Source organism: Qipengyuania sp. SM2512 (assembly GCF_054954005.1).
In genome coordinates, this window is record NZ_CM143134.1 from 1,784,295 (window position 1) to 1,808,055 (window position 23,761).

Sequence of the window (23,761 nt, forward strand, 5' to 3'; positions counted from 1 at the left end):
ATAAAGTGAGTATATGTATTGCGTTGGCCGTGTCAAGTGCTATGCAGCCCGGATGAACCAGTCAGCATCAGGCGATGTCGCCGAGCGAACAGCCCCATCCGCGGGACTGCGGATCGGCGACATCGCACCGGATTTTTCGGCCCGAAGCACCGCAGGCGACATCCGGCTGTCGGATTATCGCGGTCGTTGGCTGGTGCTGTTTTCGCATCCCGCCGATTTCACCCCCGTCTGCACCACCGAGTTCGTCGCGCTGGCTCAGGCCGCCGCTCAGTTCGATCAGCGTGACTGCGCACTCATGGCGCTGTCGGTCGACAGTCTGTTTTCGCATTTCGCGTGGCTGAGGATGATCCGCGACCGTTTCGACATCGAAGTGCGTTTTCCGATTGTCGAGGATCCCACACTCGTGATCGGGAAGGCCTATGGAATGGTCGCTCCGCAAGACAGGGACAGCGCCACCGTCCGCACGACGTTCTTCATCGATCCGGAAGGCATCATCCGCGCGATGACCTGTTATCCCGCCAATGTGGGTCGATCGACGCCGGAAATGCTGCGAACCCTCGACGCCCTGCAAGCGGTGCACCAGGGCCAGGTTCTTGCTCCTGCGAATTGGGAGCCGGGACAGCCACTGTTGCGCCAGCCCAGCGCAAAGCTCGACGACGTCTTCGCGGCGAAGAACCAGACCGACTGGTTCCTGAAGGAAACCAGGGGAGGGGCGCAAAAATGAGCGAGGAAGAGCTCGTCGACGCGCTGAAGGCAGTTGCGCATCCGGTCCGTCTCCGCATTCTCCGGGCCCTGTCCGGAGTGGAGCGCAATGTCGGAGAGATCGACGAAGAAGCGGCGATCGGGCAACCGACGCTGTCGCAACAGCTTGCCGTCCTGCGCAATGCCGGCGTGGTGACCACCCGAAAGGAAGCCAAGCTCGTCTTCTACCGCATAGACGACAAGACCTTTGCCGAGCTGTCGGCAGCAATCGATGGGCTGGCTGGAATGGAAGCGGCGATTGCCGCCACTCCGCACCGACCTGCCGCTGGCGTGGCAAACTTCGCCCGCCTTGCTTGACGGCGGAATTGTCTGCGTATTTTGGGGGAGAAAACGAAGGTATTTGAGGGAAGGCCGCTCCGGATATAACTTAGATTGCGCCGCTGCCGCCGATGCTATGCCGATTGTCCAAACCAAGAAGGGAAATTGTTATGCGCTCGATCCTGCTTCACGTCGAAGACGACGACTGCCTTGAAGCTCGGCTGCAGGTCGCACTCGACCTGGCCCGCGCCTTCGACGGACATCTTACCTGTATGAAGTCCATCCAGTGGGAAATGGGTGCAGTCGTCGATTTCTACGGATTGATGGCGGCACAGATCATCGAGGCGACCCGGGAACAGGCCGATGCTTTGCACCGAAGGCTCGAGGCGCGGCTGGCGAAGGAGGATGTCGCCTGGAACTGGATACAGAGCGACGGCTTCGCTTCCCAGCAACTCATGCGGCGAAGCGGTCTGAGCGACATCATCGTGCTGGGAAGCTGCGATCCGCTGAAGAACGAAGGTCCTTCCAAACTCGTTGGCGAAATCGTCCTTCGTTCGCAAACCCCCGTTCTCGTCGTTCCGCCCGGTGTGACGCGCTTCGATAGCAGCGGCCCGGCCATCGTCGCCTGGGACGGCTCGCCCGAGGCGTCACGCGCCTTGCGCGGCGCCTTGCCGCTGCTCGCAAAGGCGGGTTCGGTGAGCCTGGTAACCGTAGTCGGCGAGGAGGAGGCCAACCGCTTCGATCTGCCCCCGGTCCAGGGGGCCGAGTATCTCTCGCGGCACGGGATCGCCTGCGAGTTGATCGATCTGCCGTATCGCGCGAAGTCGATCGCGAAGGCGGTGATGGCGGCTGCGGCTGATCAGCAGGCGTCCTATCTGGTGATGGGTGCCTATGGGCGCTCGCGCCTGTCCGAGACGATCTGGGGCGGGGTAAGCCGGGAGATCTTTTCCGATCCGCCGCTGCCGATCTTTGCTTGCCATTGATCGCAGCGTGCGGATGGACAATTGTGGCGGCGTTCGATTGCCGGGCTACAAAGCAAGGTTCCGCCGGCTCAGTTCGATCACAACCCCGCGGTATGAACCGAGCTGTCGGAAATCGCTTCGAGATCTCGGCGCGACAAAGCCAAATCCAGCGGTTTCGCCCGTCGCTAAAATTAATTCATGTGAATCTTGGTCCTCCTCTGCCTGAGGATCGTTGGGTCCAGGCGGAGGATTTGCTCCTCGCACTTGTGGTAAACAGTTCGAAAGACCCGACCGATGTCCAGCCGCCCGGAACCCCATGGGGTTTCCTTCCCGTTCTCTCTCCAAGCGGGGGATGATGCCAATGCCAGCCGATGCACGTTCGGTGCGAGGGCCGCGCAATGACCGTCGCCGTGATGAGTGTGCCGCAAACGCGCGAACTCGAAATGCGCGAGGCATTCGAGGCTTTCATCGAGCGCAGCGAGTACCCTTGCGTCGGCGCGAAATCGACTCTGGCGCGGGGGACTTTGAAAACGCTCTTCGCCAAGGACATGACCAGCGGCTGGGACGATCTGCGAATTCACGACGCGCTGCTCGACTGGGCTGAGAGCTACCGCGACGATCGCAGCTATCTACGCAGCCTCGCGGTGATGTTCGAAGGCCCGCTCGATGCCGACGAGCACGCCTTCGAGAAGCGGCTGTGGGAGCGGCTGCAATCGCTCGCCGACAAGGACGAGTGGTTTTCTCAGCCTTACGACGCCAGCGTCAGCCCTGACCCATCCGATCCGCATTTCTCGCTGAGCTTCGGCGGCGAAGCCTTCTTCGTCGTCGGCCTGCATCCCAACGCCTCGCGTCCGGCGCGGCGCTTCGCCTATCCCACGCTGGTGTTCAACCTGCACGACCAGTTCGAGAAGCTGCGCGAGCAGGGTCGCTACGAGCGGATGCGCGAGGCCATTCTCGCGCGCGACACCAAGCTCGCCGGTTCGATCAACCCGATGCTGGCGCGTCACGGCGAAACGAGCGAAGCGCGGCAATACAGCGGCCGGGCGGTCGCATCCGATTGGATATGCCCCTTCAGCGACAAGCGGAACTCGCCCAAATGAGTCGGCCCGAAATGAAACGAATCGAACCGCGCAGTGGAGTTGCTGTCACGCTCGCCAAGGGGGAAACGCTCATCGTCAGCGACCCCCAAGGCGGGCAGGTTTCGGACCTGGTCTGCTACGGCGCAGAGGATGTCGGCGAGGTCATCTCCAACGGGCGGACCTTCGATTACGAGGAAACCATCGCGCTGACCGCGGGCAGCCGCCTGTGGTCCAACCGCTCGCGGGTGATGCTGATCATCCTCGAGGACACGGTCGGCACGCATGATTTCCTGCTCACTCCCTGCAGTGTTGACACCTTCCGCCATTTCTATCCCGACAAGCCCGAGCATCGCGGATGTTTCGGCAATCTGCAGGCGGCGCTCGAACCCTATGGCATCGGACCCGACGCCATCCCGACCGCGTTCAACCTGTTCATGAATGTGCCGGTGGATGGAAAATCCGGCGTCATCGCGGTCAAGCCGCCGGTGAGCACGCCGGGCGACCGGATCGTGCTGCGCGCCGAGATGGATCTGATCGTCGGACTGACCGCCTGTTCGGCTTATGCCTCCAACGGCGGCAGCTTCAAGCCGATCGACTACGCGATCGAGCCGGCCTGATCCCCGGCGCGGTTAGCGCCAGTCGTCCTGCACCTTGAGCGCACCGCGGCCGTAGAGGTAGCTCGGGTCGAAGCGGGCATATTGTTTAAGCGCGTCCCAATCGTCTGTGTAAAGGTCGCCGCGGCGGATTTCGCCGATCCCCAGCTCGCGCAATTTTCCCACCGCGCGATTTGCATGGATGGCGCTGACCCCGCACATATCGGCCAGATCGAGCTGGGTGAACGGCGTCCGCAAAGCCCGCGGAACCTGACGACCGACGAGGTCGAGCCGCTCGTGCAGCTCGGCGTAGAGATGGGCAATCCGGCGCGGTGCATCGAGCTGTTCGAGCGTCTGGATCCATTTGCGATGGATTGCCGCGTCGAGCAGCGTCGCGAACCACATCGCGCGGGCAATGTCGGGACTCTCGCTCATCACCGCCTCCAACCGCTCATGGGGGACCAGGCCGAGCTTGACCGCACCGGCGCTTACCAGCGTGTGGTCGAGCTCCTTGAGTGCAAACCCGTGCAGATCGATGAAATCGCCGGGCACGTGAATCCCGACGATAAAGCGACGCTTGTCGGTCTCGATCGTGCGAAACACGAAGCCTTCGATCAGCAGCTGGCTCTTTTCGGTCGGCACGCCGCTTTCGGCCAGTCGAACGCCATCGCCGTGCTCTTCGACACTGTCGATCAGGTCCTCGATATAGGCCAGATCGTCGTGGTCGAGGTGATCTCGCAGCCGCCCGGCCAGGAATGCTCCGGTGAGGGGAAAAGTCATTCGGTCGGTCTCTCTACCCCCCCTCAAAGGTCGAGGCGCGATTAAGCAAGCGATTGCGGGTTGGTCCATTGACCAATGTTAACTTTCGGAGCTTTTTCTCTTGAAACTCAGCGAGCGGTCGCCGTGTTCATGCCGAGGGTAGGGCGAGTCAGGGGATCGGCGGCTCGCCGGCATAGAGATAGCCGGGATTGAAATCGCCGTATTCCTCCAGCCGGTCGCGGTCGGAAACCACAACGCGGCCCCGGCGAAAATCGGCAATTCCGGACTTGCGCAGTTCGGCCACCGCGCGGTTGACGTGGATCGCAGTGGCGCCGCACATGTCGGCAATATCGATCTGCCTCAAAGGGGTCTCGAACCCGTCCGGGTGAGCCATGCCGACCATCTCCAGCCGCCGCCAGATCTCGGCGAGGATATGCGCGATCCGCCGCGGCGCGGTCAGTTGTTCGAGCTTCATGATCCACTCGCGATGCAACGCGGCGTCCAGCAGGGTGGAAAACCAGAACAGCCGCGCCAGCTTCGGATCGTCGCGCATCACTTCGACGATGGCTTCGTGCGGGACATAGCCGACTCGGGCCGGGCCGACGCAATCGATATTGTGATCGAGCCGCTGGAGCGCAAAGCAGTGCAGGTCGACGAAATCGCCCGGCACGTGGAAGCTCACCGCATGGCGGCGATTTTCGGATTCCAGTGTGCGCAGCATGAAGCCTTCGATCAGCATGGTCGAATGGTCGGACCTCTGACCGCGCGCGATCACCCGGTGCTCATGCTCGAGCACCTCGGTCCCAGTCACCAATGCCTCCATCCGGACCCGCTCGGCCTCGCTCATCTCAGAGCGCGCGCGCCCGGCGAGGAAACGCCCGGTCAGGGGAAATCTTTCGAACTCGTTGGGGCTGTTCATTTCCGCTCTCTACCCGGCGAGAGCGAAACTAGGCAACGGGTTCGGCATCGGTCCCAGTAACGGTCTGCCGCACCCGGGCGCTCGCGAGCTGTCAGGAGATGCGATACTTGCGGGCTGCGAAACCTGTTATGCCGAGGCCATGCGGGGCATATACGCTTCGTTGCCGGCAGCCGCAGCGCGTTCTTCCAGCCATTCGAGCACTGCTGCGCTGCTGGCGAAGGGGCGGTCCGCCTGCTGGCGCGTGAGGGCGAGTTCCGCTTCGCCCGGCTCGCGCAGTTTGCGCCAGCCGGAGCCTTCGCGCTCGATCAGCCCCATCAGTTCGAACGCCCTGAGCCAGTTCTGCATTGTCGGTTCGCCCCATTTCTCCTGAAACATCGCTGCATCCGCGAGGACGCTGTCGAGCTGATGAACCGGCGGCATGTGGTGGCTTCGGAATTGGTGATAGGCCTTCGCCCCGCGCGCCAACCACAGCGGCACCCCGTTGGAGATGGCCGTGCGACCGAAGTCGCTGTCTTGGCCGCCATTGCTGGCATAGCGTTCGTCGAACCCACCGAGGCTGGCGAAGGTTCGCGTCGAAAGCGCGAAATTCAGCGACCGGAAGCAGCGATAATCACCGCAATGGCCAACCATGCCGGGCGGAGGGCCGGCATGCTCGGAATGTTCGACCGCTTCGCTTTCGAACCGGGTGTAGTCAATGCCGTGGTCGGCCGCCCCCTTGGGCAGATAGCCGACTTCGCCCATCAGCACCCCGTCGTTGAGCGCGGCGGCGAGCGCATAATCGTCGATCAGTTTCGGGGAAGGGATGCAGTCGGCGTCGAGGAAGATGAGGAAATCGCCAGAAGCCTTGGCGGCAGCGGCATTGCGCGCTCGTCCCGACGAAATGTCGCCTGTTCCCAGCATCACCTGCCGGGTCGGGAATCCGGTCGCAGGCAGGTCGTAGCGCTGGTCCTGCATCACCGCGATCACCAATTCGCCGGGGGGGCGGCGGTTGTGGTTGAGACCGCGCACCAGATTCGCCAGGTGATCGGGCCGGCCATGCGCTATGGTGCAGATCGAGGTTTTCATGCCGCGGACTCCGGCGCGGGTGCGCGCGGGCCCGGCGGCATGCTCGGCGATGCCATGGCGGACCGGTTCACCCCTCAAGCATCCACCCAGAGCAAGAGACAGATTAGACAAGAGAAATTCCTTCGGTGGTTACGGAAGGAAAATGACGCTTGGCACCAAGCGACGTCAGAACAAATCTTTGTTTAGTGCGGTCTCTCGCGGACCGGGCTTCGCTGGGAACGAAGGCTCTTGGCGATGGAATTTCCTGAAACGACAATCGCCTGTGCGAGCGAGCGAGCGCGCTTGCCGCATCGCCGGGCATTGCCTATCGGACAGCCCATGACCGATACCCCCGAGCCAGAAACCGGCAAGCCCGAGCGCGCCGCCCGTCACTTCTATCCGGCGGAGGAGGAGGCGCAATTCTCCAAATCGCAGCCGCATGCCACGCCGCAGACCCAGGATCCGGCCTATGAGCTGGCCTTCCAGGACCGCGATTTCCTGCTGCGCGAGGAATTGCGCCCGGTCCGGTTTCAGCTGGAATTGCTCAAGCCCGAAATGCTGCTCGACGAAGCCGGCGTCGGCTCGACCTTGGTGATCTACGGGTCGGCGCGCATCCCCCCTCCGCAATCGGTAGAAACCGCGCTCGAAGGCACCGACGATCTGCCCGAGCCGGAGCGGCGGGTGGTCAAGAACCTCGCCGCCAAGGCCAAATATTATCAGGAGGCCTATGATCTCGCGCGGCTGGCGAGCGAAAAGGCGATCGTCGAGGATGGCAAGCGCCAGTTCGTGGTCTGCTCGGGCGGCGGGCCGTCGATCATGGAGGCGGCCAACAAGGGCGCGTTCGATGCCGGCGCGGAAAGCATCGGGCTCAACATCGTCCTGCCGCATGAGCAGGCGCCCAACAGCTATGTCACCCCGCACCTCAGCTTCCAGTTCCACTATTTTGCGCTGCGCAAGATGCACTTCCTGCTGCGCGCGCGCGCAGTGGCGGTATTCCCGGGCGGGTTCGGCACCTTCGACGAGTTTTTCGAACTGCTGACGCTGATCCAGACCGGCAAGATGAAGCCCATGCCGATCCTGCTGTTCGGCAAGGATTTCTGGACGCGGGTGATCGATTTCGAGGCGCTTGCCGACGAGGGGACGATCGGCCACAAGGATCTCGCGCTGTTCCGCTGGTGCGAGACCGCCGACGAGGCCTGGGGCCATATCGCCGATTTCTACAACATCGAGGTTTAGTCCAGCGAACGCACCGCCTGCTGGCCCAGCGGACCGCTGCCTTCGCCGAAACCGGGCGCCTGTTCGATCGCGCGGTAGGTGAAGGCCCGCGCCAGCTGGATTGCATTGGTCAGCGGCTGGCCGAAACCCAGCAGCGTCGCCACCGCTGCCGACAGCGTGCAGCCGGTGCCATGGGTGTGGCGGGTGTCGATCCGCGCATGACCGAAGCTCGCGTATTTGCCGGAGGGCGAGACGATATAGTCGATCACCTCGGCATCGCCGCGGTGGCCGCCCTTGGCCAGCACCTGGACCCCGTGACGCTTCGCCAGCGTCATTGCCGCTGCCAGAATGGTATCCGAAGTCTCAGGTTCGGTCCCCGACAACACCGCGAGTTCGGGCAGGTTGGGGGTCACCAGCGTGGCGATCGCGAGCAGCCGGTCGAAGGCGGCGATGGTTTCGCCGCTCGCCAGTTCGGCACCGCTGGTGGCGACCATGACCGGGTCGAAGACGATCGGGCCGACAAAGCTGTCGAGGCGCTCCGCCACCGCATGCGCGATATCGGCTGATCCCAGCATACCGATCTTGATCGCGTCGGCGCCGATGTCGGACAGGCAGGAGTGGATCTGCGCCAGCACCAGTTCGACCGGCAGCATCTCGACCGCCTGCACACCGCGCGTGTTCTGCGCGGTGATCGCGGTGATCGCGGTCATCGCATAGCCGCCCAGCATGGTGATGGTCTTGATGTCGGCCTGAATTCCGGCGCCGCCCGAACTGTCCGAACCGGCGATCGAGAGGATGCGAGCGGGCTTGCGGTCCATCTCAGGCGGACCGGTGCTTGCGCTCGGCGGCGGGCGGAAATTTTTCCTGCAGCGGCCTGGGGCGGGTTGGGCGATCCATCAGTTCGCCGCCGCAGTTGGGGCAGATATCGTCGAGTTCGTCGGCGCAGCGCGCGCAGAAGCTGCATTCCAAGCTGCAGATAAATGCGCCCGGCGCCTCCGCGGGCAGGTCTGCGCCGCAGCGTTCGCAATCGGGGCGCATCTCCAGCATCAGGTGGCCGCCTGCACCGCATCGCAGATGCTGTCGACGATGCGCTCGACCTGCGCGGCATCGTCGCCCTCGGCCATGACGCGGATCAGCGGCTCGGTGCCCGATGCGCGTATCAGCAGGCGACCCTTGCCGGCGAGTTCGGCTTCGCCAGCGGCGATTGCCTGCTTGACGCCCTCCGCCTCCAGCGGCTGACCGCCATCGTAGCGCACGTTCTTGAGCAATTGCGGGACCGGATCGAACAGGTGGAGCAATTCGCTTGCCGGACGCCCCGATCGCACGAGGCTGGAAAGCACGCGCAGCGCCGCAATGGTGCCGTCGCCGGTGGTGGCATGATCGAGTAGGATCATGTGGCCCGATTGCTCGCCGCCGATATTGAAGCCGCCCTGCTTCATCCGCTCAAGCACATGGCGATCGCCCACCTTGGTTCGCTCGAGCGTCAGCCCGATGCCTTCGAGATAGCGCTCCAGCCCGAGGTTGGACATGACCGTCGCCACCACGCCGCCGCCGCGCAGCTCGCCCTTTTCCGACATGCGGGTGGCGATCAGCGCCATGATCTGGTCGCCATCCACCGTCTGGCCCTTCTCGTCGATCAGGATCAGCCGGTCGGCATCTCCATCCAGCGCGATGCCGATATCCGCGCCGGTTTCCACCACCTTCGCCTTGATCGCATCGAGCGAGGTGGAGCCGACCCCATCGTTGATGTTGGTGCCGTTGGGTGTAACCCCGAGGGTGACAACCTCGGCACCCAGTTCCCAGATCGCCGAAGGCGTGACCTGATAGGCCGCGCCATGGGCGCAATCGACCACCACCTTGAGATCGTCGAGGCGGACGTCGGCACCGATCGACTGCTTGACCGCATGGATATAGCGCCCGCGCGCATCCTCGATCCGCCGCGCGCGGCCGATGTCCTGCGGTTCGGCAAGCTGGGGCTTCTGGTCGAGCAGCGCCTCAATCGCCATCTCGTCTTCGTCGGACAGCTTGAACCCGTCGGGGCCGAACAGCTTGATGCCGTTATCTTCGTAGGGATTGTGGCTGGCCGAGATCATGACGCCGAGGTCGGCGCGCATCTCGTGTGTCAGCATGGCGATCGCCGGCGTCGGCAGGGGCCCGGTCATGATCACATCCACCCCGACGCTGGTGAAGCCCGCCACCAGCGCGCTTTCGACCATATAGCCCGAGAGCCGCGTGTCTTTGCCGATCACTACCCGGTTGCGATGTGTTCCGCGGCGGAAATGCGCACCGGCGGCTTGGCCGATGCACATCGCGGTCGAGGCCGTCATCTTATCCGAATTGGTCCGTCCGCGAATGCCGTCGGTACCGAAGAACTTGCGTGTCATCCTGATTCCATTGTCCGCTCTTGGCCCGCTTCTGGACCTGCATGCCGGCGCGCTTCTGCCCGCTTGGAGGCGATTTGGGAAGGTCTCTCTCGAGCCCGGTATTCTCCGGTGGGAGCCCGGGGAAATTTCGTCTAGCACTTTGCAACCCATCGCCGCGCCAAGCGTTGCAAGGGTTGAACCGATCTCACGAATTCAGAACCAGAGGGGACCACTCATGGCTTTCAAACTCATCGACCTGCCGTATCCTGACACCGAACTCGAACCGGCAATTTCGGCCGAGACGCTTTCCTATCACCACGGCAAGCACCACCAGGCCTATATCGACAAGACCAACAAGGCGATCGAAGGCACCGATCATGCCGACAAGTCGCTCGAGGAAGTCGTCGCTGCCGCGCGCGGCAGCGATCAGGGCCTGTTCAACAACGCCGCGCAGAGCTGGAACCACGGCTTTTACTGGCATTCGCTGACCGGCAAGGAATCGGCGGCATCCGGCGAACTCAAGAGCATGATCGACGCTGCCTTCGGTTCGATTACCGAACTCAAGAGCAAGCTCGCCGAGCGCGGCGCCGGTCACTTCGCCAGCGGCTGGGTGTGGCTCGCCGAGAAGGACGGCAAGCTCACCATCGAGGAAACCCACGATGGCGACACGCTCGCCGACCAGGGCTACAATCCGCTGCTGGTGATCGATCTGTGGGAACACGCCTATTATCTGGATCACCAGAACGCGCGCCCCAAATATCTCGACGCGGTGCTCGACAACAAGCTCAACTGGAGCTTCGCTTCCGAGAACCTCGCACGCGGCGAATGCTGGAAGTACCCCGGCTGAAACCGAGGCTGAAAATGGATTGGGCCCGTTCCGCCGATTGGTGGGGCGGGTCTTTTCTTATGTGGGTTCAGGTGGCCAGGAGCGGCGGCGCCGATCAAGCCGGGTCTGAGGTTCGCGGACCATGCTCTTCGGGATCTTTCGCCAGGAGATTCTCCGCGAACAGCGGTTCTCCGAAAACAAACCCGACCAGATTGGGCCGTCCGATATGCTCGAACAGCGCGGTCAGCGTTAGCAGCAGCGGCACCGACAGCAGCGCACCGGGCACGCCCCAGATCCAGGAAAAATAGCTCAGCGCGATCAGGATCATCACCGGATTCATGGTGAAGCGTGCGCCGAGGATCGACGGAGTGACGACATTCGCCTCGATCGTATGCAGGCCGAGATAGGCAGCGGCGGGGATTAGCCCCACCAGCACCGTTTCGGTGGTGCCGATCCCGAACAGCGCCAGCAGGCCGATCATCAGCGTCGGACCGATGTAGGGGATGAAATTCAGCAGTGCGGCGAGACCGCCCCACATGATCGGCGCCTCCACCCCCAGCGCCCAGGCGCCAGCGCCGACGATCACCCCGACGCAGAGATTGATCCAGCCGACGGTCAGAATATAGGCAGCCACCCGGTCCTGTACCTCGCGCAGCACCCGTGCCGCCTTGACACTGGCCCCGAAGGAAGCGCGGTCGAGCAGCAGGCGCTGGCGCAGGCGCACACGCGCTTCGATCATGAAGAAGACCATCAGCAGCATGAGCACGATCTCGATGACCACGCTTGGCGTCGCAAAGGCCATTTCCTGAAGCAGGCTGGGGCTGGCGATCACGACCCGCGGGCCATTCCCGCGCTCCATCAGCTCGGCCAGATCTTCGTTGATCTGCGCGATCCAGCCGAACTGGTTACGCAGCTCGGCAAAGCGCATACCGACCGTGTCGACCATATCGGGCAGCTGCTCGAACAGCGCGAAGGCCGGTTGAAGAATCAGCGCGAGGGCTAGGATCACGATCGCCAGAAACACCAGGAGCGAAACGAGCGAGGCGAGGACGTTGGGCAGACCCCAGATCGCCAGCTTGTCGGCAAGCGGCGAGAGGATGATCGTGAGCACGACGGCTGCCGTCAGCGGCAGGAACACCACCGAACCGATCGAGAGGACGAAGGGCAGGGCCAGAAACAGGCCAAGGCCGATCAGCAGCACCAGCGCCGAAATCAGCCGCAGTTCCTGCTCCGCGAAGGCGAGTCGCCGGCCCGATCGGGAGCGGGCATCGGCGGTCTGCGGCTGGGGTTCGGGCGTGGTCATGCAGGCGCAGGATGCGCCGCGCGGCGCGCAGCGACAAGACCCGGCATCAATTGCGGGAGCCGGTCAGCTGCGCGAGGCGACGCCGTTGCCTGCGGCAACATCGTCCAGTTCCTCCAGGATCGCGCGATGTGCAGTATCGTCGGCAGTCGAACGGCGCGGGATGTCGCCATCCGCAAGCATCGTGTTGAGCGCGGCGCGGGCGCGGCCCACCCGGCTCTTGATCGTGCCGACTGCGCAACCGCAAATATTGGCCGCTTCCTCGTAGGAGAAGCCGCCGGCGCCTACGAGCAACAGCGCTTCACGCCGTTCGGGCGGCAGGGTCAGCAGCGCACGGTGCATGTCGGACAGATGGATCGGCTCTTCCTGGCCCGCGGGTGCGGTGAGAATCCGCTCGGCGACATTCTCGTCGTACTCGCCGCGGAAGCGGTTGCGGCGCATGTCGGTGAGATAGGCGTTGCGCAGGATCACGAAGGTCCAGGCGCGCATCGACGTGCCGGGTTCGAATCGTTCCTGCGCCGCCCATGCCTTGAGCAGTGCTTCCTGGACGAGATCGTCGGCCATATCGGCACGACCGCACAATCCGCGTGCGAAGGCGCGCAGATGCGGGACCACGTCGGTCAGTTCGCGTTTGAATGCGGCCTTTTCGCTAGCCGTCCGTTTTTCCGACCCCATCAGTCCTTTGCGTCCAGTTTAGAGAGCAGATCCTTGAACTGATCCGGGATGTCTTCTTCCACCACGGAATCGTACAATTGTCGCAGGCCATTGGCCCATTGCGGTTTGTTCGACTGGCCCGCTTCGCGTTTGCGCGGCACGTCGGACCCGCGAGCGTCGAGGTCATTTTTATCCGAAGTCATAATTGAATTGGCACGTCCTTATCACAAATCGCGTCCTGCGACGTAACGCGGTTTGTTCGATCCCATGGTTACCAGGGAACGAAGCCTCCCGAATTTGGTTCCCCACACACAGACCGGCTGCATATGGCGGGCGCTTCCTACAGCCGTTCCGGCCAAGCAATCAACTCTCGGGGGACCAAATCCTGTCTCAAAAGGTCAGCATGCTCGATTCCGGTCCGCGCCGCTGGCTTGTCACCTACCCGCGGGCAATCCCGGCGGCGATCTTCCTGCTCGTTATCGCGATTACCTGTCTGAGCGTATTCGCGATAGAGCGCGGCGAGGAGCAGCGCGAGCAGGTGATGATGAACCGGACGGCGATCGCGATGGCCTCGGCGCTGGAGCGGCGCGCTTCGGTAAACGCCTCCTACCTGCGCGCCGGAGCGGCGCTGTTTTCCACCGTCGGCCGGGTCGACATGGCGACTTTTGGCCGCTTCGTGGCAGAACTGCGGCTCGACGCCGATTATCGCGGCGCCGAGGGTTACGGCTGGGCGCCGGTACTGAACTCCAGCGAAGTAGCCGAGTTCGAAAGCGATCTGGGCCGTTACCGCGTCGCCGAGATGGAAGTGCAGCCGGCGCTCGAGGACGAGCCGCGCGACACGCTCGTGCCGATCGCGCTGCTCCAGCCCGATACCGCGCGCAATCGCCGCGCGATCGGCTTCGACATGTATTCGGAGCCGACCCGGCGTGCGGCAATGGACGAGGCCGAGCGGACCATGCGCCCCACCGCCAGCGGCCGCGTCGTGCTCGTCCAGGAAGGCGACGGCTTCGCGCCTGGCTTTCTGATCTTCATGCCGGTGTTCGACACCAGCTCCGGGGAGCGGCAGCTCAAGGGCTTCATCATGAGCCCGTTCAATGCCCAGGACTTCCTCGCCTCGGCAGCGGAGCTGGTCGATCGCAAGGGGCTCGGGGTCAGGCTTTACGATGGCAATCCCGACGAGGACAATCTGCTCGGCAGTCTGGAGGGCGACGAGCTCAGCGGCGAGATTCTGCAACAGACGGTCAGAGTCGCCAACCGCGATATGACGCTGGTCATCCAGGCGGCGGGGAGCGGGGTGCTGTCGCCGATGTCGCTGATCACGCTATTGTTCGGCCTCGCCGTGGCCAGCCTGCTGATGATCGTGACCCGTCTGCTGACGCAGCAGGCGCTCGAGGATCAGCGCTCGCTCAATTGGTTCGCCGAGCAGAACTCGATCCGCAACTCGCTCACCCGCGAGCTGAACCACCGGGTCAAGAACACGCTCGCCAACGTCCTTTCGATCGTCGCGCTGACGCGCCGGCGGGCCCACGATGTCGAGGATTTCGCCGACGGGCTCGATGGCCGCATCCGTGCGCTCTCGGCGACCCACGACCTGCTGACCCAGTCCGAATGGGGCACCACCCCGATCGCGGCGGTGGTGGGAGCCGAACTGGCGCCCTATGCGCATGACGAATCGCACCGCGTGGTTTGCGAGGGACCCACCGTCGAACTGGCGCCCAACGACGCGCTCTCCCTGGGCCTTGCGCTGCACGAACTGGCGACCAATGCCTCCAAATATGGCTCGCTGAGTACAGAAGGCGGCACGGTTTCGGTAACCTGGGAGCTGGCCGCCGATAACCTCGCGCGGCTGCACTGGGCCGAAAGCGGCGGCCCGCCCGTGCCGCAGCAGCGCCAGCGCGGTTTTGGCACCGACCTGATCGAGAAGATCGTGGCGCACGAACTGCGCCATCCGGTCGAGCTCGTCTTCGCCCCTGAGGGCGTGCGCTGCACTCTGCTGGTGCCGGTGCGGGAGCGCAGCGCTTTCGAGATCCGTGCCAAGCGCCACGCCTTGCCCGAGGCGTGACCGTCGCGGCGATTGCCTGAGGTTTGCAGCGCCCTTCCAGCCTCTCGCCATATCCCGTGCGAGGAAGGAACTGCACGAACCCTCCGCCCTAACGAAAAATGGCGGCCCCGCAGGACCGCCATCTTTTCTCAGATCCCTAAAGAAGGCGGAGTTCAGCCGATCGGGCGGCTCGATCCGAAAAACAGCGCCTGACTGATCGCTGCGCGAACGGTCTGTTCCTGGAAGGGCTTGGTGACAAGATAGGTCGGCTCGGGCCGGTCGCCGGTCAGCAGGCGTTCGGGATAGGCGGTGATGAAGATCACCGGCACCGTGTCGATCGCGAGGATATCGTCGACAGCGTCGAGTCCCGAAGAGCCGTCGGCCAGCTGGATGTCGGCCAGGACCAGGCCCGGGGTCTTTTCGGCGACCACTTCCTGCGCCTGCGTCCGCGTCGCCGCGGTTCCGCAGATCTCGTGGCCCAGCGACTTGACCAGATCCTCGAGTTGCATCGAGATCAGCGGCTCATCCTCGATGATCAGCACGCTGGTCGAGGTTTCGCGGTCGATTTCCGCGACCGCTTCCTGCACCAGCTTCTCGATCTCGTCGGGCTCGACTTCCATGATCTCGGAGGCCTGATCGACCGAGAAATCCTCGAGCGTCGTGAGCAGCAGCGCCTGGCGATTCATCGGCGTGATCGCCTTGAGCCTTCCGCTTGCAGCCTGCTCGTGGGCACCGGACTCGTTCGCGGGCTCGGGGGTTTCCAGATAGGCGCTCGCCCACACCTTGTTGAAGGCGCGATAGAGCGGAACACGGCCGCCATCCAGCGATCGCTTGAGGTCTTCATCGGCCAGCGCCGCTTCCAGCGTCGCCCGGACGAAGGCATCGCCCGTCGCCTGGGATCCGGTCAGGGCGCGCGCATACCGGCGCAAATACGGCAAATTCTTCGCAATCTGATCACCAAGCGACATAGAGTCCCCTTCCAAGGTTAGCGCGCCTAGAACGCAGGCCAATTGGGATGGTTCCGCTCGCAGAGCGACCATCCAACGGCAAATTGACAGTTTTCCGGCCCCGCTAATGGTCGATAGAAGAGGCGGGGGCAATGGAGGATTGATCACGCCCGAGAAACCAAACCGGTGCCGCGCGTGCCCGGCTCAGGATCGTGCTGGCTGGCGCCCGGTCGAACCGTGCCGACTGGATGATATGCTGGCGCTTGGGCGCCGCCAGTTGCGAGCCCAGCGGCTGGATTTGGCGACCGCAGGTGTGCAATTCGAGCGCCCGATGGGCGAGCGCAGGCGCTTTGTCCAGCGGGGCGAAAACCGGAATCCATTGCGGCAGCAAAAAATTGTCAAAAATTTTCGCCGTCCTGGGAACCTGGCTCAAGTCCGACCATTTGTCTAATGTCACCGCCGAGACCCCCCCTCCCGTCCAAGCGGCTGGTGACACGATCCCGAAGGCCTTCGCTCTCAAGAGCGGAGGCCTTTTTTTGCAAATGATGGATCGTACGAAGCGGGCCGGCGCTTGCCCATCGGGTCGCCCCGGCGAAATCAGCTCAGCGCACTCCGCAGCCGGGAAATGATCCCGCGCCGTCTGGGTTCGCGCAGCACATCGACCAGAGTCTGCGGATCGTAGGGCTTTTCAAGCACGCAGCCCAGTTCGGCGATTTCCGGGGGGATATCGCGCGGAGCGCCGGTCGAGAACACGATCCGCGGGCTGTTGGGCCCCAGAGAGCGCACCAGTTCGGCGATGGTCCAGCCATCGTCGCGATCGGCCAGATGGACGTCGAGCACGATCGCGTCGGGCTGTTTGGCGCGCAAGGCGACGAGTGCCATTTCGGTGGTCGAACACATCTCAATATCTTCGATGCCTGCATCGCGCAGCGTCATCTCGATGGTGACCGCGAGGATCGCGTCGTCCTCGACGATCAGGATGCGGCCAGGCAGGACGCCATCGGCGCTTGGGACGCAGGTCCCGTTCGTTTGTGGCGTGTGTGTCATTCGGCCCCAACCTGTCCGGGCATACGCGCCCGGAATCGTCTGAAAACCGTTTGCGCCGGGCCATGGTTCCCGCCGGCATGTTTTACCGGCAGGTCGTGGCGCCGATGCCACACCGCGAGTTTCGGGGTCAAAGCGGCTTCTGCAAGATGGCGTATTCGCGATTGACGGTCGTGCCGATGGTTTCGGCAATTGCGACCATACCTTTGTTGTCGTCGAGCACCCAGCCGATTTCGGCGCGATCGGAATCGTAGATTTCCGCTGCATTGCGGCGAATCTGGCCGATCATCATAAAGGCCAGCTGACTGGCGAGGCGGGAATTGTGCAGCGCCTTGCGCACACCCATCAGCGGCACCCGCAGTCCGGCGCCCTTGGGGTTGCGAGCCCAGCGCAGCAGCCGCAACCAGCCGAAGGGAAACAGTTTGCCGCCGGTCTTGCGCAGCATGTCGTTCACATCGGGGAAGGTCAGCATGAAGGCCACCGGCTCGCCGTCGAGTTCGGCGATCATGTTGATCTCCTCGTGGATGAGCGGACGCAGCTTCTTGCCGGCATAAGCGGTTTCGCGATCGGTAAAGGGCACGAAGCCCCAATTGTCGGACCAGGCGTCGTTGAGGATTTCCAGAACGATGCGGACCTCGCGGTCCCATTGCGCCTTGTCGACATAGCGCACCTTGATCCGATCGTTGCGTTCGCCCGAGGCGATGATGCGCCGGATCAGCGGCGGGAATTCCCCCTTCACGTCGAGCTCGTAGGTGCGCAGGAGCTTGGCGGTCGCGTAGCCCGCGCTTTCGATCCAGCCGAGATAATGGGCGGGATGATGCCCCATCATGATCATCGGGGAATGATCGTGGCCCTTGACCAGCAGACCGGGTTCTTCCCACACCGACAGGGAGATCGGCCCCAGAACCTTGGTCATGCCTTCCGCGCGCAGCCAGTCTTCGGCCTGTGCGAGCAGGACATGGGCGACCTGCTCGTCGGCGGCATCGAAATAGCCGAACATGCCGGTTCCCGGACCCATCCCCTGTTCGGGGGGCAGTTCGAGCGCGAGCTCGTCGATATGCGCAGAGATACGTCCCACCGCCTCGCCGTCGCGCTCGGCGATGAACAATTGCACGCGGGCATGGCCGAAGAAGGGGTTGCGGGCGGGATCGACCAGTTCGAGCTGTTCGGAACGCAACTGCGGAACGCTGTGCGGTACGTCCCTGGCGAAGCGGCGCCCCAGATCGACGAATTCGGCGCGCCCGCGCTTGCCGGAGACCGCTCGAATACCTATTTTTCCTGTCACGCCACTGTGACCCCTCGTTCAGCCTGGGTTCGCCCCTGCGGTGGCACACGAGGCTTTGTCAAGCGACCCCCCGCGCCGCTGTCTTGCGCGGCCGAAATGCGGTAAGGGCCGCTTGTGATAGACCGATTATGACCATGCAACAGACCATCCCGGCCGATCGCGGCGCACCGGCGGCAACCGCGCAGCGGGTGCGCGTGCCGATCGCCGACGACAAGGCGATGCTGCGCGCCGCGCGCGATCTGACCAAGGATATCGCCGTGGCGAGCCCCGCGATCTACTGGACCGACATGCTGCTCTCCGCCGCTATCGGTTATGGCGCGCTGGCGGGTGCGATCCTGGTCGAAACACCGCTGGCGGCCGTCGCGCTGGGACTGATAGCGGCGCTGGCGCTCTACCGCGCGCTGCTGTTCATCCACGAGCTGTCCCACATCCACCGCGATGCGTTGCCGGGCTTCCGTGCCGGCTGGAACCTGTTGGTCGGGATCCCGCTGCTGACGCCGTCCTTCATGTACGAGGGCGTTCACACGCTGCATCACAAGCGCACCCAGTATGGCACGGTGGAGGATCCCGAATATCTCCCGCTGGCGCTGATGAAGCCTTGGTCGCTGCCGCTGTTCGTGCTGGTGGCGCTGCTGGCGCCGGTGGCGCTGCTGTTCCGCTTCGCGGTGCTGGTGCCGCTGGGCGCGCTGGTGCCCGCGATCCGCAAGCTCACCTGGCAGCGCTTTTCCGCGCTCTCGATCAACCCGCGCTTCCGCCGGCGACCCCCCGAGGGCGAGCTGCGGGGGCGGGTGCTGCGTCAGGAAGCGGGCGGTTTCGTCTGGTCGTGGCTGCTGATCGGCAGCGTGTTCGCGCTCGGCTGGAAGCCGCTGCTGGTCGCGCTGGCGGTGGTCTCGGTCACCGCCGTGCTCAACCAGCTGCGCACGCTGGTCGCGCATTTGTGGGAGAACGAGGGCGAGCCGATGACGGTCACCGCGCAGTTCCTCGATTCGGTCAATGTCCCGCCGCCCGGGGTGGTCGCCGAGATATGGGCGCCGGTGGGGTTGCGCTATCACGCGCTGCATCACCTGATGCCCTCGATGCCCTATCACTCGCTGCCCGAGGCGCACCGCCGCCTGCGCGACAATCTGGGCGTGGGCTCGACCTATGACGGCGCCAACCACAAGGGCATGACGATGCTTGTGGCAAGGATCGCGCGCAGCACGATGCGCCCGCGCTGAGCTCTTCCCGGCTGTCCTCAGCCGAGAAACCGGATCATCGCGACGCGCTGTTCGCATTTCAGACCGGCAATTGCTTCCTTTTCGAGCTCGGCATCGAGCCGAGCGTGCTCATCCGGCTCGGCGATCTCGACAAAGCCGAGCCGGGCGTAGAAGAGCGCGTTCCAGGGAACGTCGCGGAAGGTGGTCAAGGTCAGCGCTGCAAAGCCTACGTTGGCGGCATCTATTCCGCAGGCGCGGATCATGATCGCGCCGATCCCCTGTCGTTGCCATCGGGATGCGACATCCATTTCGCGGATGTGCAGTTCGCGCCCGCACGGTTCGGTGGCGAGGAAACCGACAACGCAGCCCTCGGCGATCGCAACGAGGCTGTGCCCCTTCGCAATCAGCGCGCGATACTGGCCGGCGGTCGGCGTTCGTTCCGGATCGATGCCTTCGATCCCCGGATAGCCTGCCAGCAGCTGTGCGGCGCTGCGTTCGATTGCGGGAAAAGCGTCGGCGTCCTCGCGCCGCGCGAGCCGGATCGACCAGGCGGTCATTCCTCGGTGCGGACCAGCACCGTCTCCCCAACCAGCAGAAACAGCAGGAACGGCGCCCAGGCAGCCAGAAACGGAGGGTAGCCGCCGAAATTGCCCATTGCGAGGGCGGCGTTGTCGACCACGAAATAGGCGAAGCCCAGCGCCATGCCGATCACTGCGCGGAGGAACAATTGTCCCGACCGCGCAAGCCCGAAGGCCGCGATCGATCCCAGCAGCGGCATCAGCACCGAGGACAACGGCCCCGACAGCTTGTGCCACCATTTCGCGCGCAGTTCGGCCGTTCGCCTGCCGACTTCCTCGTAGCGCTCGATCGAATCCGACAGCTCCCAGAAAGGCAGCGTGTCGGGGTCCACGGTGGCAAGATCGATCTGCGACGGCGTCACCTGTTCGCCGACGACGAGGCGGTCGAGCTTCTCCGATCCCGCATTCGCCACTTCGAACCTGGTCGCCTGCTCCAGTTCCCAGCCGGGCGCGGCAAAGGTAGCGCGCGGCGCCCGGACCTGTTCGATGATCATGCCTTCGGGGCTGCGGCGGTACCAGGTCACCCCGGCCATCACAATATCGTCACCGCTGCCAGCGATCGAGCCGGCAGAAAGGACGTTCTGCCCATCGGTCAGGTAGATGTTCGCCTTGGCAGCGGATTCGGGCGGCACGGCGCCGAACTCGGTCGCTTCCCAGCTCTTGAGCGACGCGGTCGCACGCGTGACCACGCGTTCGTTGAAGGTGAAGCTGATCACCGCCACCAGCGCGGCGGTCAGCAGCAGCGGAGCGAGCACCTGATGCGCCGACAGACCGGCCGCCTTCATCGCCACGACCTCGCTGTTCTGGTTGAGCCCCACGAGGGTGATGAGCGTCGCCAGCAGCACCGAATAGGGCAGGAAGCGGGCGACCAGCTGCGGAATGCGCAGGCTTACATAGGTGAGCAATTCGCCCTGTCCGTTACCTTCGACCGCGAGGATCTCGCCGCTGGTGGACAGCAGATCGAGCATCATCAGCACCAGCAGCAGCATCACCAGCACTGCAACGATGCGGGTGATGAACATCTTGGCGAGGTAGACGGTCAGCGTCCGCGACGGAAAGAAATCGAGCTGCATGGTTCCGTCCTACTCGGCCGGGGCCAAATGCGCTTCGCGCCGCCCGCGGCCGAACAGCCGGCCGATCCACTTGGCGAGTTTCGCGAAAATGTTTTCGAGCGCGCCGATGGCTTGGCCCCCAGGGACGAAAGCGACCCGGTAATACATCCATCCGATCAGCGCGGCAAAGACCGCAAAGGGAACCCACAGCGCAAAGAACGGATCGATCCGCCCCAGCGCGGCGATATCCTCGCCGTATTCGTTCACCTTGTGATAGGAGACCACCATCACGATCGACACGAACACGCCCAGCGCACTGGTCGATCGTTTGGGCGGAATGGCGAGCGCCACCGCCAGCAGCGGCATCAGCAGCATCATCACGACCTCGACCATGCGGAAGTTGAAACTGGCCTGACTGGCTGCCCGCTTGATTTCGGGTTCTTCCTGGCTCCAGCCGACGCTGAGCAGTTCGGGCAGGATATATTCCCGCTCGGCATCGCCGCGGGTCCGGAATTCCTCCATCTGCGGAAGATCGATCGGCAGATCGTGGCGGGTGAAGGTTAGCACGCGCGGCGTCTGGCTGCCGGTATCCTGGACGATGGTGCCATCGAGCAGGCGGAGGATGATCGTGTCGGGGCTGTCGGTGGTTGCGAGGAAGGCTCCCTCGCGCGCCGAGATCGACAGGACCTGACCCTTGTCGTTGGCAACGCGCGCGAAAATACCCTTCAACTCGCGGCCGTCGTCCTCGCTTTCCTCGATCCGCAGCGCCATCCGGTCCGCCAGCGAGGTGAATTCGCCGACCTTGATCGAGGCGCCCAGCGCGCCCGAGCGCAATTCGTATTCGAGCTGTTCGTAGGTGTAGCGGCTGATCGGCTGGATGTAGAACACCAGCGCAATGTTCACCGCCATCAACACGAAAGTGATGATATAGGGAACACGCAACAACCGCCCGTAGCTCTGCCCCACTGCGCGCATCACATCGAGTTCGCTCGAAGTGGCCAGTTTGCGAAAGGCGAACAGGATCCCGAGCAGCAGGCCGAGCGGGATGGCCAGGCTGGCGTATTCGGGGATCAGCGTGGCCAGCATCTTGAACACCACGCCGACAGGTCCGCCTTCGACCGCGACGAAATCGAACAGCCGCAGCATCTTGTCCAGCGTCAGCAGCGATGCAGCGAGCGCGAACACACCCAGCATCGGCACGATCACGAGCCGGAAGATGTAGCGATCGATGCTGGGGATGAAGTTGAACAAGGCGCGCCGTGACTTTTCGATGGGTCGTTTGCTCTAGCGCGAAAACGCCGCCGGGTCATGCCCTATGGTTTAGACGAGCCAAGCGGCGGCAATCGGAAGCCCCGCTAGGCCTTCTCGAGCGTGCATTGCAGCGGATGGTCGTTCTGCCGCGCAAAATCCATGACCTGGTTCACTTTGGTTTCGGCGACTTCATAGGGGAATATCCCGCAGACGCCGACACCCCTCTGGTGGACATGCAGCATCACCCGCGTCGCTTCTTCCATATCCATCCGGAAGAACCGCTTGAGCACGATCACCACGAATTCCATCGGGGTGTAATCGTCGTTGAGCAGCAGCACCTTGTACTGGCTCGGCTTCTTGGGCTTGGCTCGGGTCTTGGTTGCGACCCCGATGCGGCGCTCGGTGTCGTTATCGTCTTCGCCCGCGCCTTCGTCCGCAGCGCGGGCGGGAAGGGGCAGCTGGCTGCAAGAGGCGATCAGGCGGGTCATTGAGCACTGCAATATCGTATGGCCGAGCCGCTTCGCAACCCATGGCGGGCGGATCGGGGGCGTTTCATGACAAAATAACCCCTTCGCCAAGGCGGAAAGTTGGCGATGACACGAAAACGGGCCGGATGGCATGCACACCATCCGACCCGTTGTCGTTTGCCTCCGGGCCGAGAGAGAGAGGAGAGAGAAGCCCGGCGACAGAAATCGTTATCGGCTCAGGCGGCGCTCGAGACCTTCTCGGCGGCAACGCTGGCGCGGTTCGAAAGCGGCGCGAAAGCCCCGGTGAAGAGCTTCATCATCGCTTCGGTGTTCTTCGAGGTCTGGGCGACCGCGGCATCGAAATTGCGACGCGCGATTTCGCCCTGCAGCTGGAACAGCTCGGTGGGCGACTTGATGGCGGCCATCTTCTTGACGTCATCGGTCACCGTGTCGGCGGCGGTCCGGGCATCTTCCATATAGGTGCGGCCCAGGTCCTGCATGCCGCTGGCGAGCAGCTTGCTGCTCTCGACGAGCGCTTCGAGATTGCCCTTGTGGAATTCGGTGACTTCGCCGGTCAGAGCGGTGCTCTTTTCGAAGGCTGCCTTGGCGCGGTTCTGCATTTCGGCAGCGGTGTTCTGGGCGGTGGCAGTAAAATCGGTGGTGGTGGTGTTGGCAGTAGCCATGACGGTATCCTTGCGCTGGGTCTTTGGAATGGGGGTGGGAATGGGGGGGCTCGGGGTCGTACGGGGCCGAGCGGGCTGCTTCGCCAGTACCGGCCTCTTCGAGGCGGGCTTGGCGGCGCGAGCCTTCTTCTTGCCCTTCATCGCCTTCGAAGCATCGGGTTTCGCAACGGGCTTCTTTTCAGCTGCAACGGCCTTGGCGATGTCAACCGCTTTGGCAGGAGCGGCGACATCGGCCTCGACTGCCTCTTCGACAGCCTTGAGGTCGACGTTTTCACCCGTGACGGACTTGGCGCCAGTCGCCTTCGAGTCCGTCGCCTTCGAGTCCGTCGCCTTCGAGTCCGTCGCCTTCAGGCCAGTCCCTTTCAGGCTTGCCTCGGCAAAAGCCTTCTCGGCGGCGCTATCGGCTTTGGTCTGGCTCTCGGCCATGGAGTCCTCGCTTCTTGTTGCATTGCACAAGTAGGATGCTGCAACTGCGAAGTCAAG

Annotated in this window: 28 protein-coding genes; 10 read left to right on the forward strand and 18 right to left on the reverse strand. The window is 63.7% G+C overall.

What is annotated here, in order from left to right; translation table 11 throughout:
* The first annotated feature begins 52 nt into the window (after positions 1 to 52).
* The 5 genes from ACQ5J0_RS08915 (at position 53) to ACQ5J0_RS08935 (ending at position 3,678) form a co-directional block, all read left to right on the forward strand.
* The gene (locus ACQ5J0_RS08915) at positions 53 to 724 is read left to right on the forward strand and encodes a peroxiredoxin (RefSeq protein ID WP_462567112.1); all 672 of its coding nucleotides are present in this window, start codon (positions 53 to 55) and stop codon (positions 722 to 724) included.
* Positions 721 to 1,059 (forward strand): ArsR/SmtB family transcription factor, encoded by a 339-nt coding sequence (locus ACQ5J0_RS08920; protein ID WP_462567113.1) that lies wholly within the window; start codon positions 721 to 723, stop codon positions 1,057 to 1,059. The genes ACQ5J0_RS08915 and ACQ5J0_RS08920 overlap by 4 nt, the downstream gene beginning before the upstream one ends.
* A 131-nt stretch (positions 1,060 to 1,190) precedes the next feature.
* Complete coding sequence (locus ACQ5J0_RS08925) at positions 1,191 to 2,003, forward strand: universal stress protein (protein ID WP_462567114.1); 813 nt, start codon at positions 1,191 to 1,193, stop codon at positions 2,001 to 2,003.
* A gap of 377 nt (positions 2,004 to 2,380) precedes the next feature.
* Positions 2,381 to 3,082, forward strand: coding sequence for a guanitoxin biosynthesis heme-dependent pre-guanitoxin N-hydroxylase GntA (gntA, locus tag ACQ5J0_RS08930; RefSeq protein WP_462567115.1), 702 nt, complete (start codon positions 2,381 to 2,383; stop codon positions 3,080 to 3,082).
* 11 nt (positions 3,083 to 3,093) lie between these two features.
* A complete protein-coding gene (locus ACQ5J0_RS08935) occupies positions 3,094 to 3,678 on the forward strand; it encodes a DUF1989 domain-containing protein (protein ID WP_462567116.1) in 585 nt (194 codons plus the stop codon).
* A 12-nt stretch (positions 3,679 to 3,690) separates the two neighbouring features.
* Here ACQ5J0_RS08935 and ACQ5J0_RS08940 read toward each other — a convergent pair whose 3' ends face one another.
* The 3 genes from ACQ5J0_RS08940 to ACQ5J0_RS08950 all read right to left on the reverse strand — a co-directional run bounded on the left by ACQ5J0_RS08940 (position 3,691) and on the right by ACQ5J0_RS08950 (position 6,397).
* Positions 3,691 to 4,434: a Crp/Fnr family transcriptional regulator gene (locus ACQ5J0_RS08940; protein WP_462567117.1), complete on the reverse strand. Its 744-nt coding sequence runs from the start codon at positions 4,432 to 4,434 to the stop codon at positions 3,691 to 3,693.
* Positions 4,435 to 4,582: 148 nt separating this feature from the next.
* Positions 4,583 to 5,332, reverse strand: a complete 750-nt coding sequence (locus ACQ5J0_RS08945) for a Crp/Fnr family transcriptional regulator (protein WP_462567118.1) — start codon at positions 5,330 to 5,332, stop codon at positions 4,583 to 4,585.
* A 126-nt stretch (positions 5,333 to 5,458) separates the two neighbouring features.
* Entirely contained in the window at positions 5,459 to 6,397 is a 939-nt protein-coding gene (locus tag ACQ5J0_RS08950; RefSeq protein WP_462567119.1) for a glycosyltransferase family 2 protein, read from the reverse strand.
* Positions 6,398 to 6,715: 318 nt separating this feature from the next.
* On the opposite strand from ACQ5J0_RS08950, the gene ACQ5J0_RS08955 reads away from it, so the two are divergent.
* A complete protein-coding gene (locus ACQ5J0_RS08955; protein WP_462567120.1) occupies positions 6,716 to 7,612 on the forward strand; it encodes an LOG family protein in 897 nt (298 codons plus the stop codon).
* Here the strand turns inward: ACQ5J0_RS08955 and thiD are convergent.
* Genes thiD through glmM form a run of 3 tightly spaced genes read right to left on the reverse strand, consistent with a single transcriptional unit; the run spans position 7,609 to position 9,975 of the window.
* Positions 7,609 to 8,409: a bifunctional hydroxymethylpyrimidine kinase/phosphomethylpyrimidine kinase gene (thiD, locus tag ACQ5J0_RS08960; protein WP_462567121.1), complete on the reverse strand. Its 801-nt coding sequence runs from the start codon at positions 8,407 to 8,409 to the stop codon at positions 7,609 to 7,611. The genes ACQ5J0_RS08955 and thiD overlap by 4 nt on opposite strands.
* 1 nt (position 8,410) lies before the next feature.
* Entirely contained in the window at positions 8,411 to 8,638 is a 228-nt protein-coding gene (locus tag ACQ5J0_RS08965) for a DUF1272 domain-containing protein (RefSeq protein WP_462567122.1), read from the reverse strand.
* A complete protein-coding gene (gene glmM, locus ACQ5J0_RS08970) occupies positions 8,638 to 9,975 on the reverse strand; it encodes a phosphoglucosamine mutase (protein WP_462567123.1) in 1,338 nt (445 codons plus the stop codon). The genes ACQ5J0_RS08965 and glmM overlap by 1 nt, the downstream gene beginning before the upstream one ends.
* 214 nt (positions 9,976 to 10,189) lie before the next feature.
* Between glmM and ACQ5J0_RS08975 the strand changes: the two genes are divergently transcribed.
* Complete coding sequence (locus ACQ5J0_RS08975) at positions 10,190 to 10,801, forward strand: superoxide dismutase (RefSeq protein ID WP_462567124.1); 612 nt, start codon at positions 10,190 to 10,192, stop codon at positions 10,799 to 10,801.
* Positions 10,802 to 10,895: 94 nt separating this feature from the next.
* Here the strand turns inward: ACQ5J0_RS08975 and ACQ5J0_RS08980 are convergent, their stop codons facing one another.
* The 3 genes from ACQ5J0_RS08980 to ACQ5J0_RS08990 all read right to left on the reverse strand — a co-directional run bounded on the left by ACQ5J0_RS08980 (position 10,896) and on the right by ACQ5J0_RS08990 (position 12,937).
* Positions 10,896 to 12,083 carry an AI-2E family transporter gene (locus tag ACQ5J0_RS08980; RefSeq protein WP_462567125.1) on the reverse strand — a complete coding sequence of 396 codons (1,188 nt, stop codon included), beginning with the start codon at positions 12,081 to 12,083 and terminating at the stop codon, positions 10,896 to 10,898.
* Between the two features lie 63 nt (positions 12,084 to 12,146).
* A complete protein-coding gene (locus ACQ5J0_RS08985; protein ID WP_462567126.1) occupies positions 12,147 to 12,755 on the reverse strand; it encodes a sigma-70 family RNA polymerase sigma factor in 609 nt (202 codons plus the stop codon).
* Positions 12,755 to 12,937 (reverse strand): NepR family anti-sigma factor, encoded by a 183-nt coding sequence (locus tag ACQ5J0_RS08990; protein ID WP_462567127.1) that lies wholly within the window; start codon positions 12,935 to 12,937, stop codon positions 12,755 to 12,757. Before ACQ5J0_RS08990 ends, ACQ5J0_RS08985 begins: the two co-directional genes overlap by 1 nt.
* Before the next feature lie 200 nt (positions 12,938 to 13,137).
* On the opposite strand from ACQ5J0_RS08990, the gene ACQ5J0_RS08995 reads away from it, so the two are divergent.
* Positions 13,138 to 14,796, forward strand: coding sequence for a CHASE domain-containing protein (locus ACQ5J0_RS08995; RefSeq protein WP_462567128.1), 1,659 nt, complete (start codon positions 13,138 to 13,140; stop codon positions 14,794 to 14,796).
* Positions 14,797 to 14,948: 152 nt separating this feature from the next.
* Here ACQ5J0_RS08995 and ACQ5J0_RS09000 read toward each other — a convergent pair whose 3' ends face one another.
* From ACQ5J0_RS09000 to ACQ5J0_RS09015, 4 genes are all read right to left on the reverse strand, one after another.
* On the reverse strand, positions 14,949 to 15,743 hold the full coding sequence (locus ACQ5J0_RS09000; protein ID WP_462567129.1) for a response regulator: 795 nt from the start codon (positions 15,741 to 15,743) through the stop codon (positions 14,949 to 14,951).
* Between the two features lie 103 nt (positions 15,744 to 15,846).
* On the reverse strand, positions 15,847 to 16,155 hold the full coding sequence (locus ACQ5J0_RS09005; RefSeq protein WP_462567130.1) for a hypothetical protein: 309 nt from the start codon (positions 16,153 to 16,155) through the stop codon (positions 15,847 to 15,849).
* A gap of 164 nt (positions 16,156 to 16,319) precedes the next feature.
* A complete protein-coding gene (locus ACQ5J0_RS09010; RefSeq protein WP_462567131.1) occupies positions 16,320 to 16,769 on the reverse strand; it encodes a response regulator in 450 nt (149 codons plus the stop codon).
* 127 nt (positions 16,770 to 16,896) lie between these two features.
* Positions 16,897 to 18,051, reverse strand: a complete 1,155-nt coding sequence (locus ACQ5J0_RS09015; RefSeq protein WP_462567132.1) for an N-acetyltransferase — start codon at positions 18,049 to 18,051, stop codon at positions 16,897 to 16,899.
* A 128-nt stretch (positions 18,052 to 18,179) separates the two neighbouring features.
* On the opposite strand from ACQ5J0_RS09015, the gene ACQ5J0_RS09020 reads away from it, so the two are divergent.
* Positions 18,180 to 19,268 (forward strand): fatty acid desaturase family protein, encoded by a 1,089-nt coding sequence (locus tag ACQ5J0_RS09020; protein WP_462567133.1) that lies wholly within the window; start codon positions 18,180 to 18,182, stop codon positions 19,266 to 19,268.
* 17 nt (positions 19,269 to 19,285) lie between these two features.
* Here ACQ5J0_RS09020 and ACQ5J0_RS09025 read toward each other — a convergent pair whose 3' ends face one another.
* From ACQ5J0_RS09025 to ACQ5J0_RS09045, 5 genes are all read right to left on the reverse strand, one after another.
* Positions 19,286 to 19,804 (reverse strand): GNAT family N-acetyltransferase, encoded by a 519-nt coding sequence (locus ACQ5J0_RS09025; protein ID WP_462567134.1) that lies wholly within the window; start codon positions 19,802 to 19,804, stop codon positions 19,286 to 19,288.
* Entirely contained in the window at positions 19,801 to 20,898 is a 1,098-nt protein-coding gene (gene lptG, locus ACQ5J0_RS09030) for an LPS export ABC transporter permease LptG (RefSeq protein ID WP_462567135.1), read from the reverse strand. Before lptG ends, ACQ5J0_RS09025 begins: the two co-directional genes overlap by 4 nt.
* A gap of 9 nt (positions 20,899 to 20,907) precedes the next feature.
* A complete protein-coding gene (locus ACQ5J0_RS09035) occupies positions 20,908 to 22,128 on the reverse strand; it encodes an LptF/LptG family permease (RefSeq protein WP_462567136.1) in 1,221 nt (406 codons plus the stop codon).
* Between the two features lie 104 nt (positions 22,129 to 22,232).
* Entirely contained in the window at positions 22,233 to 22,616 is a 384-nt protein-coding gene (gene clpS / locus ACQ5J0_RS09040) for an ATP-dependent Clp protease adapter ClpS (RefSeq protein ID WP_462567137.1), read from the reverse strand.
* A gap of 215 nt (positions 22,617 to 22,831) precedes the next feature.
* Entirely contained in the window at positions 22,832 to 23,278 is a 447-nt protein-coding gene (locus tag ACQ5J0_RS09045) for a phasin family protein (protein WP_462567138.1), read from the reverse strand.
* Here ACQ5J0_RS09045 and ACQ5J0_RS09050 point away from each other — a divergent pair.
* The gene (locus ACQ5J0_RS09050; RefSeq protein WP_462567139.1) at positions 23,277 to 23,738 is read left to right on the forward strand and encodes a hypothetical protein; all 462 of its coding nucleotides are present in this window, start codon (positions 23,277 to 23,279) and stop codon (positions 23,736 to 23,738) included. The genes ACQ5J0_RS09045 and ACQ5J0_RS09050 overlap by 2 nt on opposite strands.
* The last annotated feature ends 23 nt before the right edge of the window (positions 23,739 to 23,761 follow it).

Bases quoted from the DNA above. Each gene is read 5' to 3' on its own strand.
- gntA (WP_462567115.1), top strand. From the start codon at position 2,381: ATGACCGTCGCCGTGATGAGTGTGCCGCAAACGCGCGAACTCGAAATG.
- ACQ5J0_RS08965 (WP_462567122.1), bottom strand. From the start codon at position 8,638: ATGCTGGAGATGCGCCCCGATTGCGAACGCTGCGGCGCAGACCTGCCC.
- ACQ5J0_RS08985 (WP_462567126.1), bottom strand. From the start codon at position 12,755: ATGGGGTCGGAAAAACGGACGGCTAGCGAAAAGGCCGCATTCAAACGC.
- ACQ5J0_RS08915 (WP_462567112.1), top strand. From the start codon at position 53: ATGAACCAGTCAGCATCAGGCGATGTCGCCGAGCGAACAGCCCCATCC.
- lptG (WP_462567135.1), bottom strand. From the start codon at position 20,898: ATGCAGCTCGATTTCTTTCCGTCGCGGACGCTGACCGTCTACCTCGCC.
- ACQ5J0_RS08980 (WP_462567125.1), bottom strand. From the start codon at position 12,083: ATGACCACGCCCGAACCCCAGCCGCAGACCGCCGATGCCCGCTCCCGA.
- ACQ5J0_RS09010 (WP_462567131.1), bottom strand. From the start codon at position 16,769: ATGACACACACGCCACAAACGAACGGGACCTGCGTCCCAAGCGCCGAT.
- ACQ5J0_RS08990 (WP_462567127.1), bottom strand. From the start codon at position 12,937: ATGACTTCGGATAAAAATGACCTCGACGCTCGCGGGTCCGACGTGCCG.
- ACQ5J0_RS09045 (WP_462567138.1), bottom strand. From the start codon at position 23,278: ATGGCTACTGCCAACACCACCACCACCGATTTTACTGCCACCGCCCAG.
- ACQ5J0_RS08925 (WP_462567114.1), top strand. From the start codon at position 1,191: ATGCGCTCGATCCTGCTTCACGTCGAAGACGACGACTGCCTTGAAGCT.
- ACQ5J0_RS08920 (WP_462567113.1), top strand. From the start codon at position 721: ATGAGCGAGGAAGAGCTCGTCGACGCGCTGAAGGCAGTTGCGCATCCG.
- ACQ5J0_RS08975 (WP_462567124.1), top strand. From the start codon at position 10,190: ATGGCTTTCAAACTCATCGACCTGCCGTATCCTGACACCGAACTCGAA.
- ACQ5J0_RS09050 (WP_462567139.1), top strand. From the start codon at position 23,277: ATGACGGTATCCTTGCGCTGGGTCTTTGGAATGGGGGTGGGAATGGGG.
- ACQ5J0_RS08950 (WP_462567119.1), bottom strand. From the start codon at position 6,397: ATGAAAACCTCGATCTGCACCATAGCGCATGGCCGGCCCGATCACCTG.
- ACQ5J0_RS09000 (WP_462567129.1), bottom strand. From the start codon at position 15,743: ATGTCGCTTGGTGATCAGATTGCGAAGAATTTGCCGTATTTGCGCCGG.
- ACQ5J0_RS09025 (WP_462567134.1), bottom strand. From the start codon at position 19,804: ATGACCGCCTGGTCGATCCGGCTCGCGCGGCGCGAGGACGCCGACGCT.
- ACQ5J0_RS08955 (WP_462567120.1), top strand. From the start codon at position 6,716: ATGACCGATACCCCCGAGCCAGAAACCGGCAAGCCCGAGCGCGCCGCC.
- ACQ5J0_RS08995 (WP_462567128.1), top strand. From the start codon at position 13,138: ATGCTCGATTCCGGTCCGCGCCGCTGGCTTGTCACCTACCCGCGGGCA.
- thiD (WP_462567121.1), bottom strand. From the start codon at position 8,409: ATGGACCGCAAGCCCGCTCGCATCCTCTCGATCGCCGGTTCGGACAGT.
- ACQ5J0_RS08945 (WP_462567118.1), bottom strand. From the start codon at position 5,332: ATGAACAGCCCCAACGAGTTCGAAAGATTTCCCCTGACCGGGCGTTTC.
- glmM (WP_462567123.1), bottom strand. From the start codon at position 9,975: ATGACACGCAAGTTCTTCGGTACCGACGGCATTCGCGGACGGACCAAT.
- ACQ5J0_RS08940 (WP_462567117.1), bottom strand. From the start codon at position 4,434: ATGACTTTTCCCCTCACCGGAGCATTCCTGGCCGGGCGGCTGCGAGAT.
- clpS (WP_462567137.1), bottom strand. From the start codon at position 22,616: ATGACCCGCCTGATCGCCTCTTGCAGCCAGCTGCCCCTTCCCGCCCGC.
- ACQ5J0_RS08935 (WP_462567116.1), top strand. From the start codon at position 3,094: ATGAAACGAATCGAACCGCGCAGTGGAGTTGCTGTCACGCTCGCCAAG.
- ACQ5J0_RS09020 (WP_462567133.1), top strand. From the start codon at position 18,180: ATGACCATGCAACAGACCATCCCGGCCGATCGCGGCGCACCGGCGGCA.